The sequence below is a fragment of the Streptomyces coelicoflavus genome (assembly GCF_045041415.1).
GTDB lineage: Bacteria > Actinomycetota > Actinomycetes > Streptomycetales > Streptomycetaceae > Streptomyces > Streptomyces coelicoflavus.
Window position 1 is genome coordinate 3,796,258 of the sequence record NZ_CP108218.1, and the last position, 21,047, is coordinate 3,817,304.

Sequence of the window (21,047 nt, forward strand, 5' to 3'; positions counted from 1 at the left end):
TCATATCTCCCAGTCCGAGGCCAGTTCGTCCTCGAACTCTTCAATCTCGCTCTGTGTGATCTCTATAAGCCCCACGTCGGTCGGGGTCAGGCCGCCGGCGTCGGGCCGCTGGGCGTGCTCCGTGAGGGCGGTCAGCGCCTCGAACCAGCCGTCGGCGAGCGCGGCGACCTCGTCGTCGGTGAGGACACCGGGGGCGTACGTCCACGTCGCGCCCAGGCGCGGGCCCTCGGCGCTCTCCTCGACGTAGGCGTTGATTTCGACGGCGTGGGCCAGCGGGGTCGCCGGGTCCTCGCCCTCGGGGCGCGGCGCCCCCGCGGCGACCGACCAGTCGCCGGTCTCGCCGGCCACGAACCGGCCCAGGTAGTTGAAGCCGATCCCGGCGGTGCGCAGCCCGTCGAAGGCGGCGGCGGTCTCCGGGTTGAGGTGGCGCAGCAGGCCGTAGCCCAGGCCCTGGGCCGGTACCGCCCGCAGTTGCTCCTTGACGTGCTTGAGGACGGTTCCGGCGGCGTGGCCGCCCGCGAGCGCCTCGTCGAGGTCGACGCCGGCGGTGTCCAGGAGCACCGGGTACAGGGCGGTGAACCAGCCCGTGGTGCGGGACAGGTCCATGGCTCCGTCGCGTTCGCGGCCGTGGCTCTCCACGTCGATCAGGACGGCGGTGTGCGGGTCGCGGCGCCTGCGGGCCTCGGCCAGCGCGAGGCCGGCGAGCAGCACGTCGTCCACGCCCGCGCCGACCACGGCCGGGGCGGTGGTGAGCAGGTGTCCGGTGACCTCGGCCGGCAGGGTGCGGCGCAGCCGTCCCGCGGCGGCGAGCACGTCCACGGCCGCGTCCAGCGGGCGGGCGCCGAGAACGGGGCCGCCGCGCAGTGTGCCGGTCCAGTGGTCGAGTTCGGCCAGGGTGCGCGGTGACCGGGCGCGTTCGGCGGCCCGCTGCGCCCAGCGGCGCAGTGAGGTGCCCCCGGCGTCGAGGGCCGGCTCCCGGCCGGCCAGGAGGTCGTCCCAGGCCCGGAACAGGTCCGGCAGCAGGATGCGCCAGGACACTCCGTCGATCGCCAGGTGGTTGACGGCGACCAGGAGCAGGCCCGGCCGCTCGGCCCGGTCGAACCAGACGATCTCCACCATGGCGCCCGCGGCGGGGTCGAGCCGCCCGACGGCCGCCGCGCCGTGTTCCCGCACGGCGTCGTCGAGTTCGCTCCGCGTCAGCGCGGCCGCGTCCACCCGCAGCACCCGGTCCGCGGCGCGTACGGCGTCCGGGGCGGGGATCTCCACGTGCCAGCCGGCGGCGTCGGCGGGGTCGTCGACGGCCACCTTGAGCCGGAGGCTGTCGTGGCGGGTGAGCAGCGCACCGACCAGGGCGTGCAGCCGGTCCAGGTCGAGTGCGGCCGGCGCGTTGAGCACGGTGGTCTGGTTGAACCGGTCCACCGGGACCTGCCGTTCGGCCAGCCAGTGCAGCATCGGCCAGGCGGGCAGTGCGCCGACGGGCTCGTCGGGCTCGCCCTGCTCCGGGGCCCCGGCCGCGGCGGCGGCGCGGGCCAGTTCGGCGACGGTGCGGTGGGTGAAGACGTCCGCGCCGGTGATGGCGAGGCCTTCCCGGCGGGCGGCGCTGACCAGCTGGATGGCCATGATGGAGTCGCCGCCGAGGTCGAAGAAGGCGCTGTCGGCGTCGACGGACTCCGGGGGCAGGCCGAGCACCTGGGCGAAGAGCCGGACGAGGATCTCCTCCTCGGTGTTCCGGGCCGTCCGGCCGCCCGCGCTGCCGAACTCGGGCGCGGGCAGCGCCTTGCGGTCCAGCTTGCCGATCGCGGTGAGCGGCAGCTCGGTCAGTTCGACGATCGCCGCGGGCACCATGTAGTCGGGCAGGGTGCGGCCCAGGCGGGCGCCGAGTTCCACCCGGTCGTAGCCGGGCCCGGCCACCGTGTAGGCGACCAGGCGCTTGTCGCCGGGCCGGTCCTCGCGGACGACCACCGCGCAGGCGGTGACGCCGGGGCCGGCGGCCAGCGCGGACTCGATCTCGCCGAGTTCGATCCGGAAGCCGCGCAGTTTGACCTGCTCGTCGGCGCGGCCGGCGAACTCGACGGTCCCCGCGGCCGTCCAGCGCGCGAGGTCGCCGGTGCGGTACATCCGGGTGCCGGGCGCACCGTACGGGTCGGCGACGAACCGGTCGGAGGTGAGGTCGGGCCGGTTCCAGTAGCAGCGGGCCAGTCCCGCCCCCGCCGCGTACAGCTCGCCGGTGACGCCGGGCGGCACGGGCCGCAGCGCGTCGTCGAGGACGTAGTGCCGCATGGCGTCCAGGGAGCGGCCGATGGGCACGCTGTGCGAGCGCGGGTCGAGCGCGTCCGGGTCGACGCGGTGGGACAGCGCCATCACGGTCACCTCGGTCGGACCGTAGGCGTTGACGACCCTGAGGTGCGGTGCGTGCTCGAGGATGCGGCGCACGGCGGTGCCGGAGACCACGTCGCCGCCGGTGGCGACCTGCCGCAGGGCGGCGAACGCCTCGGGGATCTCCTGGCCGAGCACCCGGAACAGGCCGGCGGTCAGGAACAGCGAGGTGATGCCGGAGTCCGCGATCAGCGTCCGCAGGTCGCTCACGTCCAGGTCGCCGGGCGGCACGATCAGCACCTCGCCGCCGCGCACGAGCGGCACCCAGAACTCCAGGATGGAGGCGTCCCAGGCGTGCGGGGAGTGCAGCGGCACCCGGTCGGTGACGCCGTCCCAGCAGCGGTCGGCGGCGAGCTGGACGATGTCGCCGTGGCAGATGGCCACGCCCTTGGGCAGCCCGCTGGAGCCGGAGGTGAACATCAGGTAGGCGAGCTGGCGCGGGTCCACCCGGGTGGCGGGCGCGGTGGCCGGCAGGTGCGAGACGTCGGCCCCGGCGTCCACCAGCTCGGCCCGCAGGTCCAGCCCTTCGGCCCGCTCGCGGCACGCCTCGTCCACGACGAGCAGCGGCGCCTGCACCTGGTCGAGCAGCCACTCCAGGCGCTCGTCCGGGTTGGCGGGGGCGAGCGGGACGTAGCCGCAGCCCGCCTTGACGATGCCGAGCAGGGTGACGGCCAGCGTGTCCGAGCGCTCCATCAGCACGCCGACGCGCGCCTCGGGGGCGACCCCGCGGGCCAGCAGGGCGTGCGCGAAGCGGTTGGCGCGCGCGTCCAGTTCGGCGTACGAGAGCGTGGTGTCCCGGAAGGTGACGGCGGGGGCGTCCGGCCGCTCGGCCACGTGGCGGGCGACGGCGTCGGGCAGGTTCGCCGGGGCGACCGGCGCGGGGGTCTCCAGCCAGCTGCCGAGGATCCGCTCGCGTTCGCCGTCCACCAGGACGTCGTGGGCCGAGACGGGTGCCTCCGGCCGCGCGGTGAGGACGTCCAGGAACCGCACCAGACGGCGGGCGAGGCGCCCCACCGTCGGCGCGTCGAACATGTCGGCGCTGTACTCGACGCCGCCGCTCCAGTCGACCGGTGTGCCGTCGGCGCCGAGCCGCTCGGTGAGGGTGAAGGTGAGGTCGAACTTGGCGACGGACGGCGCGACCGGTCGGGGCTCGACGGTCAGTCCGGGCATCCGTCCGGCCTCGGCGAGCGCCGTGCCGCCCGCGCTGTCGAGGCTGAGCGCCACCTGGAACAGCGGGTGGCGGGCGGCGGACCGCTCGGGGCGCAGCGCCTCGACGAGCCGCTCGAACGGCACGTCCTGGTGCGCGAACGCGGCCAGGTCGCTCTCCCGCACCCGGTCCACCAGTGCGGTGAAGCTCGGGTCGCCGGACACGTCGGTGCGCAGCACCAGCGTGTTGACGAAGAAGCCGACCACGTCGGCCAGCGACGCGTCGGAGCGCGAGACCACCGGGGAGCCGAGCGGGATGTCGGTGCCCGCGCCGAGCCGGGAGAGCAGCGCCGCGAGCGCGGCCTGCACCACCATGAACGGCGTGGCCCGCAGCTCGCGGGCCACGCGGCCCACCCGCCGGTACAGCTCCTCGGGCACCTCGAAGGTCTCCCGGCCCGCGCGGTGCGGTCCGACGGCCGGGCGGGGCCGGTCGGCGGGCAGCGTCAGCTCCTCGGGCAGCCCGCTCAGCGCGGCGCTCCAGTAGCCGAGTTGACGCGCCATCTCGGTGTCGTCGCCGCCGGCCCCGCTCCCGCCACCGCCGTCGGCCGCCTCGTCGCCGAGGAACTCGCGCTGCCACCGCGCGTAGTCGGCGTACTGCACCGGCAGCGGCTCCCACGCGGGGGCCGCGCCGTCGAGGCGGGCCGCGTAGGCGGTCGCGAGGTCCCTGGCGAGGACCGGCATGGAGGTGCCGTCGCCCGCGATGTGGTGGACCACGACGAGCAGCACGTGCTCGTCGGGTCCGACCGCGAACAGCCGTGCCCGGATGGGCACTTCGCTCGTCAGGTCGAAGCCGGCCGCGGCGCCCGCCTCGACGCGCTCGTCCAGGTCCTCGGGCCGCACCGGCACGACCGGCAGGTCGACCCGGGCCTCGGGCAGCACCCGCAGCCAGGCGTCGGCACCGTCGCCGCCCCGGTCGTCGACGAGGGTGCGCAGGCTCTCGTGCCGGGCCACCACGTCACCGAGCGCCTCGCGCAGCCGGTCCGCGTCGACCGTGCCGGTCAGGCGCAGCGCGATCGGGATGTTGTACGCCCCGTCGTGCCCGCCGAGCCGCTCGAGCACCCACAGGCGCTGCTGGGCGTACGAGAGCGGAACCTGGGCGGTGCGCGGGCGCGCGGTCGGTGCGGGCCGTCCCGCTCCCGTGGCGTCCGCGGCGCGGCGGGCGAGGGCCGCGGGGGTCGGCGACTCGAACAGGTCGCGCACGCCGAGGTCGGCGCCCAGCGCCGCCCGTACCCGGGCGACCAGGCGCATCGCGAGCAGCGAGTGGCCGCCCAGGTCGAAGAAGGAGTCGTCCACGCCGACCCGGTCCACGCCGAGCGCCTCGGCGAAGGCGTCCGCGACGAGGTGCTCGGCCGGGTTCGCGGGGGCGCGGCCCGCCGTGCGGGCGGGGGCCTGCGGGGCGGGCAGCGCCTCGCGGTCGAGCTTGCCGTTGACGGTCAGCGGCAGCCGGTCGAGGACGACCACGGCGGAGGGCACCATGTGGGCGGGCAGCGTCCCGGCCACCGCGTCGCGCAACGCGGTCGCCGACGTCGGTGCCGTGCCGTCCCCGGTGACCACGTAGGCCACCAGGCGCTGGTCGCCCGGGGTGTCCTCGCGGACCACGACGGCGGCCTGGGCCACCGGATCCTGCGCGAGGAGTGCCGCCTCGATCTCGCCGAGTTCCATGCGGAAGCCGCGCACCTTGACCTGGGCGTCGGACCGGCCGAGGTAGTCGAGCGAGCCGTCGGGGCGCCGCCGCGCCAGGTCGCCGGAGCGGTACATGCGGGTGCCGGGCGCGCCGAACGGGTCGGCGACGAAGCGGCCCGAGGTCAGGCCCGGGCGGTGGGCGTAGCCGCGGGCGACGCCCGCGCCGGAGACGTACATCTCCCCCACGACGCCGGGCGGCACGGGCCGCAGCCGTTCGTCGAGGACGTGCACCCCGAGGTCGGGGATGCCGACGCCGATGGCGCCGGCCGCTCCGGCCCGCACCTCGTCGGCGCCGAGCGCCCGGTGGGTGACGTGCACGGTGGTCTCGGTGATGCCGTACATGTTGACCAGCAGCGGGCCGTCGTCGGCGTGCCGCTCGTACCAGGGCAGGAGCCGGGCCGGGTCGAGGGCCTCGCCGCCGAAGACGACGTAGCGCAGCGCGAGGTCGGCGCCGTCCACGGCCTCGTCGGCGCGGATCAGCTCGTGGAAGGCGGACGGGGTCTGGTTGAGGACCGTGACGCGCTCGCGCTCCAGGAGGGCGAGGAACGCGCTCGGCTCGCGGCTGACGGCGTGCGGCACCACCACGAGCCGGCCGCCGTGCAGCAGCGGGCCCCACAGCTCCCACACCGAGAAGTCGAAGGCGTAGGAGTGGAAGAGCGTCCACACGTCGTCGGCGCCGAAGCCGAACCAGTGGTCGGTGGCGTCGAAGAGGCGCAGCACGTTGCGGTGGGTGACCACCACGCCCTTGGGGGTGCCGGTGGAGCCGGAGGTGTAGATGACGTACGCGGCGTGGTCGGCGCCGGCGGCGGGCGGCGGGTCGGCCGCGTCCCGCGCGGCGAGGTCCGCGACCACGTCCTCGTCGTCGAGGGCGAGCCAGGCGTCGTCGCCGCCGAGTGCGGCCGCGGTGGCGCGGGTGCCGACGGTGACCACGGGCCGGCTGTCGCCGAGGAGCAGGGCCACGCGCTCGGCGGGGTAGGCCGGGTCGACCGGCAGGTAGCCGGCGCCGGTCTTGAGGACCGCGAGCACGGCCGTCACCAGGTCGCTCACCCGGGGCAGGGCGAGGGCGACGATCCGCTCGGGCGCGGCGCCCCGTTCCCGCAGGAGAGCGGCGAGCCGGTTGACCCGGGCGTTGAGCCGGCCGTACGTCAGGGAAACGGGCCGGCCCTGTTCGTCCTCACCCGTGACGGCGACGGCGTCCGGCCGGGCGGCGGCGGCCGCCTCGAAGCGCGCGACGATCGTGTCGTCGGCGCGCAGGGGCTCGCCCGGCGCGGCGGGGGTGTGCGCCCAGTCGGTGCGCAGCAGCTCCCGCTCCTCGTCGAAGAGGACGTCCAGGTCGGTGACGGGGCGCTCGGGTTCGGCGAGCGCGGCGCCCAGCAGCAGGACCAGCCGGTCGCCGAGGGCCGCGACGGTGGCGGCGTCGAACAGGTCGGCGCTGTACTCCAGGTCCACCGCGATACCGGCCGGGGCGTCCTCGGCGGTGTACCGCGGGCGCAGGTGCCAGACCAGGTCGAACTTGGCCGCGTCCACGGTCAGGTGCAGCGGCGCGACGTCGAGCGAGGGCAGTTCGCGCAGGGAGTCCAGGGCGCGGGTGTCGTCGTCGCCCCATTCCAGGACCACCTGGAACAGCGGGTGGCGGGCGGCGGAGCGCTCGGGGCGCAGCGCCTCGACGAGCCGCTCGAACGGCACGTCCTGGTGCGCGAACGCGGCCAGGTCGCTCTCCCGCACCCGGTCCACCAGCGCGGTGAAGCTCGGGTCGCCGGACACGTCGGTGCGCAGCACCAGCGTGTTGGCGAACAGGCCGACCACGTCCGTCAGCGACGCGTGGGAGCGTCCGGCGACGGGGGAGCCGAGCGGGATGTCGGTGCCCGCGCCGAGCCGGGAGAGCAGGGCCGCGAGCGCGGCCTGCACCACCATGAACGGCGTGGCCCTCAGCTCCTTGGCGCTGCGGGCGAGGTCGGCGTGCAGGGCGGCCGGGATCTCCAGGCGGTGGCGGCCCGCGCGGTGCGGTCCGGCGGCCGGGCGGGGCCGGTCGGCGGGCAGCGCCAGTTCCTCGGGCAGTCCGTCGAGCGCGGCCGTCCAGTGGTCGAGCTGGCGGCTCAGCAGGGAGTCGGGGTCGTCCTCGGTGCCGAGCGCCGCACGCTGCCACAGCGCGAAGTCGGCGTACTGCGGTGCCGCGTCCGCCAGTTCAGGCGTGTCGCCGTCGAGGAGGGAGCGGTAGGCGGCGACGAGGTCGCGGGCGAGCACCTGCACGGAGGCGCCGTCGCCGGCGATGTGGTGGACCACGACGAGCAGTACGTGCTCGTCCGGCCCGACCGCGAACAGGTGGACGCGCACCGGTGTCTCGGTGGTCAGGTCGAAGGGCCGGGCGACGGCCTCCCGCAGCGCCGCGTCCAGGCCGTCCTCGGTGACCGGGGTCCGCTCGCAGCGCGGCGTCGTGGCCACGATGCGCTGGTACGGGCCGTCCTCGTCCTCGGCGATCAGGGTGCGCAGGCTCTCGTGCCGGGCGACCAGGGCGTCGAGGGCGCCGGCGAGCGCCGACTCGTCGAGTGCGCCGGTCAACCGGAGCGCCATCGGGATGTGGTAGGCGGAGTGCGTGCCGTCGAAGCGGTCGAGGAACCACTGCCGCTGCTGGGCGTACGACAGGGGCAGCCGCTCGGGGCGCGGCAGGTCGCCGGGGGCGGGACCGGTGGTCCGCGGGCCGCCCGCGGCGGTCCGGGCGAGGGCGCGCACGGTGGGGGTCTCGAAGACCTCGCGCACGGTGAGTTCCGTGCCGAGCACGGCGCCCACCCGGGCGACCAGGCGCATGGCGAGCAGTGAGTGGCCGCCCAGGTCGAAGAAGGAGTCGTCCGGGCCGACCCGGTCCACGCCGAGCACCTCGGCGAAGACACCGGCGAGCAGTTCCTCGACCGGGTCGCCGCCGGCGTGGCCCGAGGCGGAGTCGTAGCGGGGGGCGGGCAGGGCGGCCTGGTCCAGCTTGCCGTTGACGGTGACCGGGATCCGGTCGAGGACGACGACGGCGGCCGGGACCATGTGGTCGGGCAGCACCTCGCGCAGCCGGGCGCGCAGCGTCCCGGGGACGACGGTGGCGCCGGGGGCGGGCACCGCGTAGGCGACCACGCGGCGGTCGCCGGGCCGGTCCTCGCGGACGACGACGGCGCTCGCGGCGACCTCGGGGGCCCGGGTGACGGCCGCCTCGATCTCGCCGGGTTCGATGCGGAAACCGCGCAGTTTGATCTGGCGGTCGGCGCGGCCGACGTAGACCAGTTGCCCGTCCTCGCGCCGGGCGACCTGGTCGCCGGTGCGGTACATGCGGGTGCCCGGGGCGCCGAAGGGGTCGGCGACGAAGCGTTCGGCGGACAGGCCCGGCCGGTCCAGGTAGCCGCGGGCGAGTCCCGCGCCGGACACGTACAGCTCCCCCACCACGCCGGTCGGCACGGGCTGGAGGTGGGCGTCGAGGACGCGGACGGCGAGGCCCGGCAGGGCGGTGCCGATCGGCGGGACGCCGAAGCCGGCCAGCGGGGCGCTCATGGTGGCGCACACGGTCGTCTCGGTCGGCCCGTACGCGTTGATCACGCGCCGGCCGGCCGACCACACCTCGGCGACCTGCGGCGGGCACTGTTCACCGGCGACGGCGAGGCTGCGCAGGGTCGGCAGGTCGTCGGGGCGCAGTTCACGCAGCGCGGCCGGCGGCAGCGTGGCGTGGGTGACGCCGTGCGCGGCGACGGTGCGGGCCAGCGGGGCGCCGGGCAGCAGCTCCTCGCGGGGGGCCACGACCAGGCAGGCCCCCGCCAGCAGGGTGACGGCCACCTCGGAGACGGACGCGTCGAAGCCGGGCGAGGCGAACTGCAGGACGCGGGCGCTCTCGTCGACGTCGAAGCCGGCCTGCTGGGCGCGGGCCAGGCCGGGGATGCCGGCGTGGGTGACGACGACGCCCTTGGGGCGGCCGGTGGAGCCGGAGGTGTAGATGACGTAGGCGGCCTGCCCGGCGCGCACCGGCCGCACCAGCGTCTCGCCGGTCGGGTCGAGCGCGTCGACGTCGAGGCGGCGCACACCGGTGGCGGGCACGGCGGTGCCGGTGGTGGTGAGGACGAGGACGGGCGCCGCGTCGGTGAGGGTCTGCGCGATGCGCTCGGCCGGGTGGGCCGGGTCGACGGGCACGAAGGCACCGCCCGCGAGGGCGACCGCGTGCAGGGCGACGACCAGGTCGACGGAGCGCGGCAGGACGACGCCCACGCGCCGCTCGGTGTCGACGCCGGCCTCGGCCAGCAGCCGGGCCAGGGCGCCCGCGCGGGCGGCGAGTTCGCCGAAGGTGAGGGTCTGTGTGCCGGAGACGACGGCGGGCGCGTCGGGTGTGCGGCGGACCCGGTCGAGGAAGAGCTCGGGCCAGGTGCGCGGGTCGCCGCTGTCCTCGGGTCCCTCGCCGAGCGCGAGGAGGGCGCCGGGGTCGAACCCGGGGATCCGGCCGACCGGAGTCTCGGGGTCGCCGACGACGGTGCGCAGCAGCCGCGGCAGCAACTCGGCGATCTGGAAAGCCTGTTCGGGGCCCAGCACGTCGGTGCGGTGGTGGATGCGGAGCCGCAGCCCGTCGGCGCTCGGGCCGGCCTCCATGGCGAGGGCGTAGTGGGTGACGGCGTGGTGGGCGACCTCGCCGGCCTCCAGTCCGGCGCGGCGGGCCACGGCGGTCAGGGCGTCGACGTCCAGCGGATAGTTCTCGAACACCATCGAGGTGTCGAAGAGTTCGCCGTGTCCGGCCAGGCGGCGGATCTCCACCAGGTTGAGGTGGTGGTGGTCGGTCAGGCGGGCCTGCTCCAGCTGGAGGCGGCGGGCGAAGTCGCCGACGGACTCGTCGGCGCGCAGGGTCGCCCGCAGCGGCACCGTGTTGGCGAACAGGCCGACCATGTCGGCGGCGCCGGGCAGGTCGGCGGGCCGGCCGCTGACGGTGGTGCCGGTGACGACGTCGTCGCGTCCGGTGAGCCGGGCCACGAGCAGCAGCCAGGCGCTCTGGACGAGGGTGTTGACGGTGACGCCGAGGCGGCGGGCCGCGGCCTGGACGTCGAGACCGTCGACGGTCAGGTCGAGCCGTCCGGGTTCCTGTCCGGCCGGGGCCGGTCCGGTGGACAGCAGGGTGCCGCCGTCGAGTCCGGCGAGCGCCTCGCCCCACGCGGCCTCGGCGGCCGTGCGGTCCTGGCGGGCCAGCCAGTCCAGGTGGGCGCGGTGCGGGCGGGCCTGCGGCAGGGGGTCGCCCAGGTAGTGGGCCATCAGATCGCGCATCACGATCGGCATGGACCAGCCGTCGCGGACACTGTGGTGGGCGGTGGCCACGAGGGTGTGCTGCTCGCCGAGCGAGGCGAGCGTCCAGCGGATCAGGGGCGCGGCGGTGATGTCGAAGCCGCGGCGGCGGTCGGCGGCGCAGACCGCGTCCAGCTCGCCGCGGTCGGTCAGCGCGACCTCCGTGAAGTCGAGCGCGGGGTGCGCGAGGACGACCTGGACGGGCGTGCCCTGTGCGGTGCGGCGGAAGGCGGCCCGCAGCGCGGGGTGGCGGCGCTGCACCTCGGCGGCGGCGGCGCGCAGCCGGGTGCGGTCGAGTGCGCCGGTGAGTTCCACACGGAGCTGGGAGATGTACGGGTCGTCGGCGCCGTCGCCGTACTGGTGGTGGAAGAGCAGGCCTTCCTGGAGGGGGGCGAGCGGCAGCAGGTCGGCGACGTCCGGGTCGGCCTCCAGCTCGCGTATCTCCTCCTGGGTGAGGGTGACGAGCAGGTCGGACGGGGTACGGCCGCCGGCGTCCGGCCGCTCCCCGTGTGCGGCGAGGCCGCGCAGCGCGCTGTCCCACAGGTCGGCGAGGCGGGCGGCGTCGGCGTCGGCGACCAGGGCGCGGGCCCAGGTCCAGGTGGCGACGAGTTCGGTGCCCCCGGGGCCTTCGTGGGCGGCGACGTTGACCTCGACCGTGTGCGAGAGGGGTACGTCGGGGGCGTCGTCGGCGCCGACGGCGGCCAGCTCCCAGCCGGGTGCGAGCGCGCCGGCGAGGCTGACGCGGCCCAGGTAGTTGAAGCCGATCTGCGCCTCGGGCAGTGCCGCGAACTCCCGCGCGGTGGCGGGGTCGGCGTACCGGGCGAGGCCGTGGCCGACGCCGTGGCGCGGGGTGGTGCGCAGCTGCTCCTTCACGGCGCGCAGGGCGTCGCCCGCCGCGTCCGTGCCCGCGAGGACGGCGTCCGGACCGGCCGTCGCGGTGTCCAGGCGCACGGGGTGGGTGACGGTGAACCAGCCGACGGTGCGGGAGAGGTCGGCGTCCGGAACCAGTTCCTCGTGACGGCCGTGGCTCTCCACGTCCACGAGGAGTCCGGCGCGGTCGCCGCGCCACAGCGGTACGGCGGCGGCGAGCGCCGTCAGCAGGACGTCGTCCGGCCCGGCGTGGAAGGCGGCGGGCAGGGTGCCGAGCAGCGCGGCGGTCACGTCGGCGGGCACCCGCACGGTGCGCCGTCCGGCGTCGCCGCGCAGGTCGCGGGCGGGGTCGAGGGGCCGGTCGCCGAGCAGCGGGTCCTCCGTGGCGAGGAGGTCGCGCCAGTGTGCGGCGTCGTCGGCGGGCAGCGCGGTGACGGCACCCGCCCACTGGGCGAGCGAGGTGCCGACGGGGCCGGGTTCGGGACGGCGGCCCTCGGTGACCGCCGTCCAGGCCTCGGCGAGGTCGGGCGCAAGGATGCGCCAGGACACACCGTCGACGGCCAGGTGGTGCACGACGAGCAGCAGCCGGCCGGGGCGCCGGGGGCCGCGGTCGATCCACACGGCCCGCAGCATCCGGCCGGCGGCCGGGTCGAGGCCGTCGCGGGCCGCGGCGGTGTGCGCGGCGGCGAGGGCGGTGGCCTCCTCGTCGGTCGTGTCCGGGGCGGCGTCGACCCGGGTGAGGAGGGCGTCCGCGAACGCGGGCCCGTCGTCCACCGGCTCGACCGTGAATCCCTCGCCGTTCGCGACGCGCATCCGCAGCGCCTCGTGCCGCTCGACGAGCGCGCCGAGCGCGGCGGCCAGGTGGTCGCGGGTGGTCGGGGGCAGGGTCAGGGTGACGGACTGGTGGTACTGGTCGAACCGGCCCCGGGTGACGAGCCGGCTCATCAGCGGCAGCAACGGCGCGTTCCGCGGACCCGGCACGGCTGCGGCGCCGGCCTCCCGCGGTCCCGGCACTGCTGCGGCGCCCGCCTCCCGCGGTCCCTGCTCACCGAGTGCGGCGGCGAGTCCGGCCGGGGTGCGGTGCTCGAAGACGTGCCGCGCCGAGAACCGCACCCCCGCCGCACGCGCACGACCCACCAACTGGATCGACATGATCGAATCCCCGCCCAACGCGAAGAAGTCGTCGTCCACCCCCACGTCCTCACGGCCCAGCACATCCCGGAACAACCCCACGAGCCGCCGCACCAACGGCCTCTCACCACCCCCCAGGGCGGCCGCGAGACCGGCCGGAGTGCGGTGCTCGAAGACGTGCCGCGCCGAGAACCGCACCCCCGCCGCACGCGCACGACCCACCAACTGGATCGACATGATCGAATCCCCGCCCAACGCGAAGAAGTCGTCGTCCACCCCCACGTCCTCACGGCCCAGCACGTCCCGGAACAGGGCCAGCAGCGGCTCTTCCAGGTGCCCCGAGGCGGTGCGGCCGGCAGCCGTGCCCGCGGTGGCGGCGGGCTCGGGCAGGGCCGCCCGGTCCACCTTGCCGTTGGGGGTGAGCGGCAGCTCGTCCAGGACGACGAACGCGGCGGGCACCATGTAGGCGGGCAGCACCGCGCGCATCCGTGCCTCGACGTCGGCGGTCCGCACCCCGTCGGAGGCGACCAGGTAGCCGACCAGCCGGGGCTCACCGGCGGTGCCGCGGACGGCGGCGGCGGCACGACGGACGCCGGGCACGGCCTCGGCCGCGGCCTCCACCTCGCCGAGTTCGATGCGGAAGCCCCGCACCTTGACCTGGTCGTCGACCCGGCCGAGGTACTCGATCATGCCGTCGGGCCGCCGCCGGGCCAGGTCTCCCGTCCGGTACATCCGGCTGCCCGCGGGGCCGAACGGATCGGCCACGAAGCGGTGCGAGGTCTGTCCGGGCAGCCCCAGGTAGCCTCGGGCCAGCCCCTCGCCCGCGAGGTAGAGCTCACCGCGCGCACCGGGGCGTACGGGCCGCAGTCCGCTGTCGAGCAGGTGCACACGGGCGTACGGGAACGCGCGGCCGATCGGCACCGGGCCGTCGGCGAGCGGCTCACCCGGGGCGATGCGGAACTCCATGACGTTGACGGTCGCCTCGGTCGGCCCGTAGGCGTTGACGACGGTCGCGTCGGGGTGCGCGGCACGCCAGCCGGCCAGCATCTCGCCGCGCAGCGCCTCGCCGCCGAGCACCAGCGTGCCGGTCGGCGACACCTCGTCGGGCAGCGTGCCGAGCAGCCGCAGATGGCTGGGCGTGCCCTTGAGGAAGGTGGGCCGTGCGGCGCCGATCGCGTCCGGCAGCTCGGCCAGGTGCACCTGGCCGCCCGCGACCAGCGGGGTGAAGAGACAGGTGATGGTGAGGTCGAAGGAGACCGAGGTGTGCGCGAGTGCGGTTCCCGCCGCGTCCGGATAGGCCGTGGCGGCGCGCGCCGCATAGGCCCCCAGCGCACGGTGCTCGACGACGACGCCCTTGGGGCGGCCGGTGGAGCCGGAGGTGAAGATGACGTACGCGGCGTCCTCCGGCCGCGGCGCGCGGCCGGTCCCGTCCGCCTCGGCGGCGGTGGGCCGTACGGTGGCCAGGCCCGCGGGTACGAGCGCCGGGTCGGCGGTGACGGCGAGCGCGGGGGCGCTGTCCTCCAGGATCACGGCGATGCGGTCGGCCGGGTAGGCCGGGTCCACCGGCACGTAGGCGGCACCGGACTTCAGTACGCCGAGCAGCGCGACCATCAGGTCCACCGAGCGGGGCAGCAGCACCGCGACCAGGCCGCCGGGACCGGCGCCGTGCGCGACGAGTTCGGCGGCCAGGGCGTTGGAGCGCCGGTCGAGCTGCCGGTAGGTGAGGCTCTCGCCGCCGGCGAGGACGGCGGGCGCGTCCGGGGTACGGGCCACCTGCGCGGCGAACAGCGCGGGCAGCGTCGCGGTGGCGGGCGGCGTCGCATCCGCGGGCGGCGCCGCGGTCGCGGGCGATGTCGCATGCGCGGCAGGCGTCGCATTCGCGGCCGACGTCTTGTTCACGGCAGGCGTCGCATTCGCGGCCGACGTCGCGGTCACGGCAGGCGTCGCATTCGCGGCCGGCGTCGCATTCGCCGCCACGAGCCTGTCCTCCTCCAGCCTCGCGAGCCGGCCGAGCGGCAGCCCGGGCGTGGAGGCGAAGGCCCGCAGCGTCGCGAGCAGTTCCGCGCCGGCGGCCTGCGCGGTGACCTCGTCCACCAGTTGCGGCTGATGGCGTACCCGCAGCCGCATCCGCTCCCCGGGTTCGACGACGACGCTGATGGCGAAGTGGCTGCCGTCGCGGACGCGGGCGTCGGCCAGGTCGAGACCGGCGGCCCGGGCGCCGGCGGTGATCGCGGCCGGGTCCAGCGGGTAGTTCTCGAAGCTCAGCAGGGTGTCGAAGAGCTCGCCCATGCCCAGGGCGCGCTGGATGTCGCCGAGCGCCACATGGTGGTGGTCGAGCAGCGCGGACTGCTCGCGGCCGAGCCGTACGGCGAGATCGCCGAGCGGCTCGCCCGCGTCGAGACGCACCGACAGCGGCACGGTGTTGATGAACAGGCCCACCAGGTCGCCCGCGCCCTCCAGCTCGGCCGGGCGGCCGGCCACGGTGACACCGAACAGGGCCTCGTCCCGGCCGGTCAGGCCACGCAGCACGACGGCCCAGGCGGCCTGCACCAGGGTGTTGACGGTGACACCGTGCCGACGGGCGGCCACGGCCAGCGCGGTGGTGTCCGCGGCGCTGAGCAGGTGCTCCTGGCGCACCGGCTCCAGGACCCGGTCGCCGTGACCGGTGGCGACCCGCGACGGCTCGGTGACCTCGGCGAGCGCCGTACGCCACACGTCGAGCGACGCCGCGCGGTCGGTGCCGTCCAGCCACGCGAGGTGGTCGCGGTAGCGGGCCGGGCCCGCCGTCCCGGGTACGGCGTCCGGATCCGCGTACGCGGCGAACAGGTCCTGGGCGACGATCGGCAGCGACCAGCCGTCCACCACGATGTGGTGCACCGTCAGGACGAGGGAGCCCGTGCCGTCGGCGCGGCGCACCGCGGCCGCCCGCACCAGCGGCGGGCGGCTCAGGTCGAACCGGGTGGCGCGGTCCTCGTCGAGCAGGGCGGCGAACGCGGCGTCGTCGGCGGCGTCGGCCTCGCGCACCGGTACGGCCGGTGCCTCGTGCACGAGCTGCACCGACCCCTGTTCCTCGGTGCTGCGGAAGGAGACGCGCAGCGCCTCGTGGCGCAGCAGCACCCGGTCGAGGGCGGCGGACAGCCGTGCGGGGTCCAGGGGCGCGGCGAAGTCGAGGACGACCTGAAGGGTGTACGGGTCGGCGTCGGCGTCGTCGAAGGCGTGGTGGAACAGCAGGCCCTGCTGGTTGGGCGAGAGCGGGAGCACGTCCTCGACGCCGGGCTCGGCGGCCAGCCGCGCGGCCTCGTCCGCGGACACGGGCAGGCTGATCGCGGCGGGCGCGGCGACCGGTTCGTACGCCGAGCAGACCTCGGCGAGCGCGGCCACCGTGCGCAGCTCGAACATGTCGCGGAAGCCGAACGAGACCCCGCGGGCGCGGGCGCGGCTCAGCAGCCGGAAGCCGAGGATGCTGTCGCCGCCGAGCGCGAAGAAGTCGTCGTCGATGCCGACGTCGTCGAGGCCGAGCACCTCCGCGTACAGCTCGCACAGCAGTTCCTGCGCGGGGGTCTGCGGGGCGCGGGGCGCCGTTCCGGCGATCACCGGTACGGGCAGCGCACGCCGGTCGACGCCGCCGCCGGGCGCGGGCGGCAGGGTGTCCAGGGTGACCAGGACCGAGGGGACCATGTAGTCCGGCAGCTCGGCGGCGACCGCGTCGCGCAGGGCCGGGACGTCGACCGTGGCGCCGTGGCGGGGCACCACGTAGCCGACGAGCCGGCGCTCGCCGGGGGTGTCCTCGCGGACCACGGCGGCGGCGCGCACCACGTCCGGGTGCGCCGCGAGGACGGCCTCCACCTCGGCCGTGTCGAAGCGGAAGCCGCGCAGCTCGGCCAGGTCGCGCACGTCCTCGGCGGCCGCGGGACCGCGGTCCGGGACCAGCTCGCCGACGAGCGTGGCGGGGGCGTCGGCGAGCGTCGCGAGGGTGCCGGTGAACCGATCGAGGAGCGTCTGTGCGGCGGCCGGGTCGAACAGGTGCGGCCGGCACACGAGGCGGGCCGTGAGCCGCTCGCCGGGTACGGCGGTGAGCGTGAGCGGGTAGTGGTTGACGTCGGTGACGTCGGCGTCGCCCGCCACCAGGCCGCCCTCGCGGGCCGTCGCGTCCAGCGCGGCCCGGTCCACCGGGTAGTTCTGGAAGGCGACGACGGTGTCGAAGAGCGAGGAGACACCGGCCGCCCGCTGCACGTCGACCAGCGGCAGGTACTGGTGCGCGAGCAGGTCGGCCTGGTCGTCCTGGACGGACCGGGCCAGCTCGGCCAGGGTGCGGTCGGAGCCCGGACGGGCGCGCAGCGGGACGGTGTTGACGAACAGGCCGATCATCCCGGCCGATCCCGGTACCTCGGCGGACCGGCCCGCCGCGGTGATGCCGAACACCACGTCGTCCCGGCCGGTCAGCTCGCGCAGGGCGACGGACCAGGCGGCCTGCACCAGGGAGTTGACGGTGACGCCCAGGTCACGGGCGGCCCGCGTCACACCCGCGGTGGTCGCGGCGTCCAGCGCGCCTTCCAGCCGTACCGCCTCTTCGGCGGGCCCGTGCGCCGCGCCCACCAGGGTCGGCCGGACCCCGGCGAGGGCCTCGCCCCATGCGGCGGCGGACTCCTCGCGGTCCTGTGCGGCCAGCCAGGCGAGGTGATCGCGGTAGGGGCGGGGCTCGGCGCCCGGGTCGCCGCCGGCGTAGGCGCGCAGCACCTCGCCGAGGAGCACCGGGACCGACCAGCCGTCCAGGACGGCGTGGTGCCCGGTGACCACGAGCCGCCAGCCCTCGTCGAGCCGCAGCAGGGCGGCGCGCAGCAGGGGCGCGGCGGCGAGGTCGAAGGGCTCCGCGGTCTCGGAGCGCAGCACCGTGTCGAGCCGGTCGGCGCGGCCGCGCAGATCGTGGACGCGCCAGGGCACGGTGGCGTCCGCGCGCACCACGAGCACGGGACGGCTCACGTTCTCGTGGGCGATCGCGGAGCGCAGCACGGGGTGCCGGGCGACGACGGTGCCGACCGCGGCGCGCAGCCGCTCGGCGTCCACGTCGCCGCCCAGGTCGAGGCTGACGCGCACGCTGTAGACGTGGCGGTCCTCGTCCGTGGTGAGGCTGTGCACGACGATCCCGTCCTGCAACGGCGTCAGGGGCAGCACCTCCACCACGCCGGGGCCGGTGAGCAGCGCGGCCAGTTCCGCCTGCGGCAGCGCGGCGGGCAACTCGGCGGCAGGAGCCGTCCCGGCGGCCGGTCCGCCCACCGTGCAGGCCGGCGCGAGCCGGGCGACGGTGCGGGCCCGGAACAGGTCGCGGACGGTCACGGTGAGGCCTTCGAGGGCGGCCCGGCTGACGACGCGGGTGGCGGACAGGGAGGTGCCGCCGATGGTGAAGAAGTCGTCGTCGACGGTGACGGACTCGACGCCGAGCACGGTGGCGTACAGGGCGCACAGACGTGCTTCCAGGTCGGTGCGCGGGGCGCGGCCGTCGGACAGCGCGACACGTACGGGGGCGGGCAGCGCCCGGCGGTCCAGCTTGCCGTTGGGGGTCAGCGGCAGCGCGTCGAGGACCACGACGGCACCGGGCACCATGTACTCGGGCAGCGTGCCGGCGAGGTGGTCGCGCAGCGCCGGCGAGTCGCCCTGAGGCGAGACGACGTACGCCACCAGGCGCTTGTCGCCCGGCCGGTCCTCGCGCATCAGCACGGCGGCGCGCTCGACCGGCGGGTGGGCGAGCAGCGCGGCCTCGATGTCGCCGAGTTCGATGCGGAAGCCGCGCACCTTGACCTGGTGGTCGAGGCGGGACAGGTAGGTGAAGGAGCCGTCGTGCTCACGGCGCACCAGGTCACCGGTGCGGTAGATGCGCCCGGGGCCGTAGGGGTTGGCGACGAAGCGCTCGGCGGTCAGGCCCGGCCGGCCGCGGTAGCCGCGGGCCACGCCGTCACCGGCGATGTACAGCTCGCCGCTGTACCCGGCGGGCACCGGCCGCAGGGCCGCGTCCAGCACGTACACCTGGGTGTTGAGGATCGGCGCGCCGAGGGTGACGGGGCCGCCGCCGGGGGCGACGGGCGCGGTCATCGACCAGACGGTGGTCTCGGTGGGTCCGTACATGTTGGTGACGTTCGCGGCGTGCTCGGCCAGCGGGTCCGCCAGTGACTGGGGCAGCGCCTCGCCGCCGGTGAGCACGCGCACACCGGCGAAGACCTCCGGCCGCGTCTCGATCAGCGGCTGCCACAGGCTGGGGGTGGCCTGCATGACGGTGATGCCCTCGCGCTCGACGATCGCCCGCAGCGCGTCCGGGTCGAGCACCTCGTCGCGGCTCGCGAGCACCACACGGGCGCCGGCGAGGAGCGGCTGGAAGATCTCCAGTACGGCGATGTCGAAGCTCACCGTGGTCACGGCGAGCAGCCGGTCCGTGGCGTCGACGGGCACGGCGAGGGCCATCGCCCGAAGGAAGTTGTCCATGGCGGACCGCTCCAGGACCACGCCCTTGGGGCGCCCGGTGGAGCCGGAGGTGTAGATGACGTACGCGGTGGAGCGCGGGTCCTGCGGACGGCCGAGCGGACTCGCGTCACCGGCACGGAGGTCCACCGTGTCCAGCAGCAGCGCGGGCACCCCGTCGGGGATTTCGGTACCGGTCGTGGTGACCAGCAGGCCGGGCGCGGCGTCCTCCAGCACCATCGCGCGCCGGTCGGCGGGGTGCTCGGGGTCGACGGGCAGGTAGGCGCCGCCGGTCTTCAGGACGGCGAGCAGCGTCACGATCAGGCCGGCGGTGCGCGGCAGCGCCACCCCGACCAGGGTCTCGGGGCCCGTACCCCGCTCGGCGAGCAGACGGGCGAGCCGGTTGGCCCGGGCGTCGAGCTCCGCGTAGGTGAGCGTCTCGTCGGCGCACAGGGCGACGGCGTCGGGCGTCGCGGCGGCCTGCCGCTCGAAGAGCTCGACCAGCGCGCCCGGCACCTCGCCCGCCGTGTCGTTGGGGGCGTGCAGCAGGAGCTCGGCGGTCGCGTCGTCGAGGAGTGCGGCGCGGCCGACGAGGGCGCCGGGGGCGTCGGCGAGCGAGCCGAGCAGCCGCAGGAACCGCTCCTGGTGGGCGCGGAGTCCGTCCTCGGTGTACAGCGCGGGATTGGCCGCGATCTCGAGGACCACTTCGCCGTCGGCGGGATCGCCGTACGTGGCCATCGCCAGGTCGGCCACCGGGCCGTTGGACAGCTGGCGGGGGGTCAGGAGCGCCTCGCCGAAACGGACCCGGGCGTCGAACGACATGGCGTTGACGGCCGTACCGAACAGGGCGGCGTCCGTGCCGGTGAGCTCGCGGGCCCCGTGCAGTTCCTCGCGGCGCAGACGCTGGGCGCGCAGCAGGACGCCGAGTTCGGTGCGGACGGTGCGGACCAGTTCGGTGAAGGTGGCGCCGGGTGCGACGGTGAGCCGCAGCGGCAGGTCGTTGGCGAGCATGGACGGGGTGGCGAGCGCGGCCGGGGTGCGGCGCGCGGCCACCGGGATGCCGAGGACCACGTCGTCGACGGAGAGCATCCGGTGGTGGTAGACGGCGGTGGCCGCGGCGATAACGGCCGGCCAGTGGCCGACGGCGGTGAGCGCGCCGGTCAGCTCGGACGGCAGGACGGTGCTCAGACGCAGGGCGCGCGGTGAGGCGCCGGCCACGCCCTCGGTCAGGCTCTGGCGCTCCTCGACGCCGGCCAGCCGCTCCAGCACGAGGGCACGGTCGTCCGTGTGGTGCGTCGAGTCCTGGTAGGCGCGCTCCTCGGCCACGAGCACGTCGAGCCCGCGGGGGCGGGCCGGATCGGGCTCCTGGCCGGCGAGCAGCGCCGTGTAGATCCTGGCCAGGCGGCCCAGGTAACGGGTCTGGCCGAAGCCGTCCAGGACGATGTGGTGGTAGCGCAGGTAGAAGAAGTGCCGCGCGTCGGAGAGAACCAGCAGCGCGTGCCGGAACAGCGGCCCCGCCTCCAGATCGGGCACGGTGGCCAGGTCCTGGTCCATCCATGCGCGGGCGGCGGCCTCCGGATCGTCCGCGGCGCTGAGATCGACGACGTCCACCGGGGCGTCCACCGTGCCGGCGACGACCTGGTGCACCTCACCGTCGTCACCGAACCGGGCACGCAGCGCCTCGGTCTCGGCCACGGCCAGGGCGACGGAGTCGCGCAGCACCTCGATGTCGAGCGGGGCGGAGTCGAAGTGGACGGCGCACTGGTAGAGGGGGCTTTCCGGTGTCAGCCGCTGAGCCACCCACACGCCGAGTTGGGCGGCCGTGACCGGCAGGCGGACCTCGTTGCGAACCTCGGAAAGTGCCAACCGACTCACGCTCCCAGAACGGTGTACCGATGCGGACCTCAAGGGCGCGCACACCGCACGACGGGCGCGACGCTCCGAGCGGAGGCTCTCCTCGCGGCCTATCTCGGCCCTATAGGGACGCCACACGGAGGTGGCGGGTCGCACGACGGCAGAAACCCCGGGTCGGAATTCCGACC

The 21,047-nt window shown here is 75.9% G+C and carries 1 protein-coding gene; it reads right to left on the minus strand.

Going from position 1 to position 21,047, the window contains the following annotated elements; translation table 11 throughout:
* Window positions 1–21,015: a non-ribosomal peptide synthase/polyketide synthase gene (locus OHA99_RS16765; protein WP_405696427.1), complete on the minus strand. Its 21,015-nt coding sequence runs from the start codon at window positions 21,013–21,015 to the stop codon at window positions 1–3.
* Window positions 21,016–21,047 lie beyond the last annotated feature (32 nt).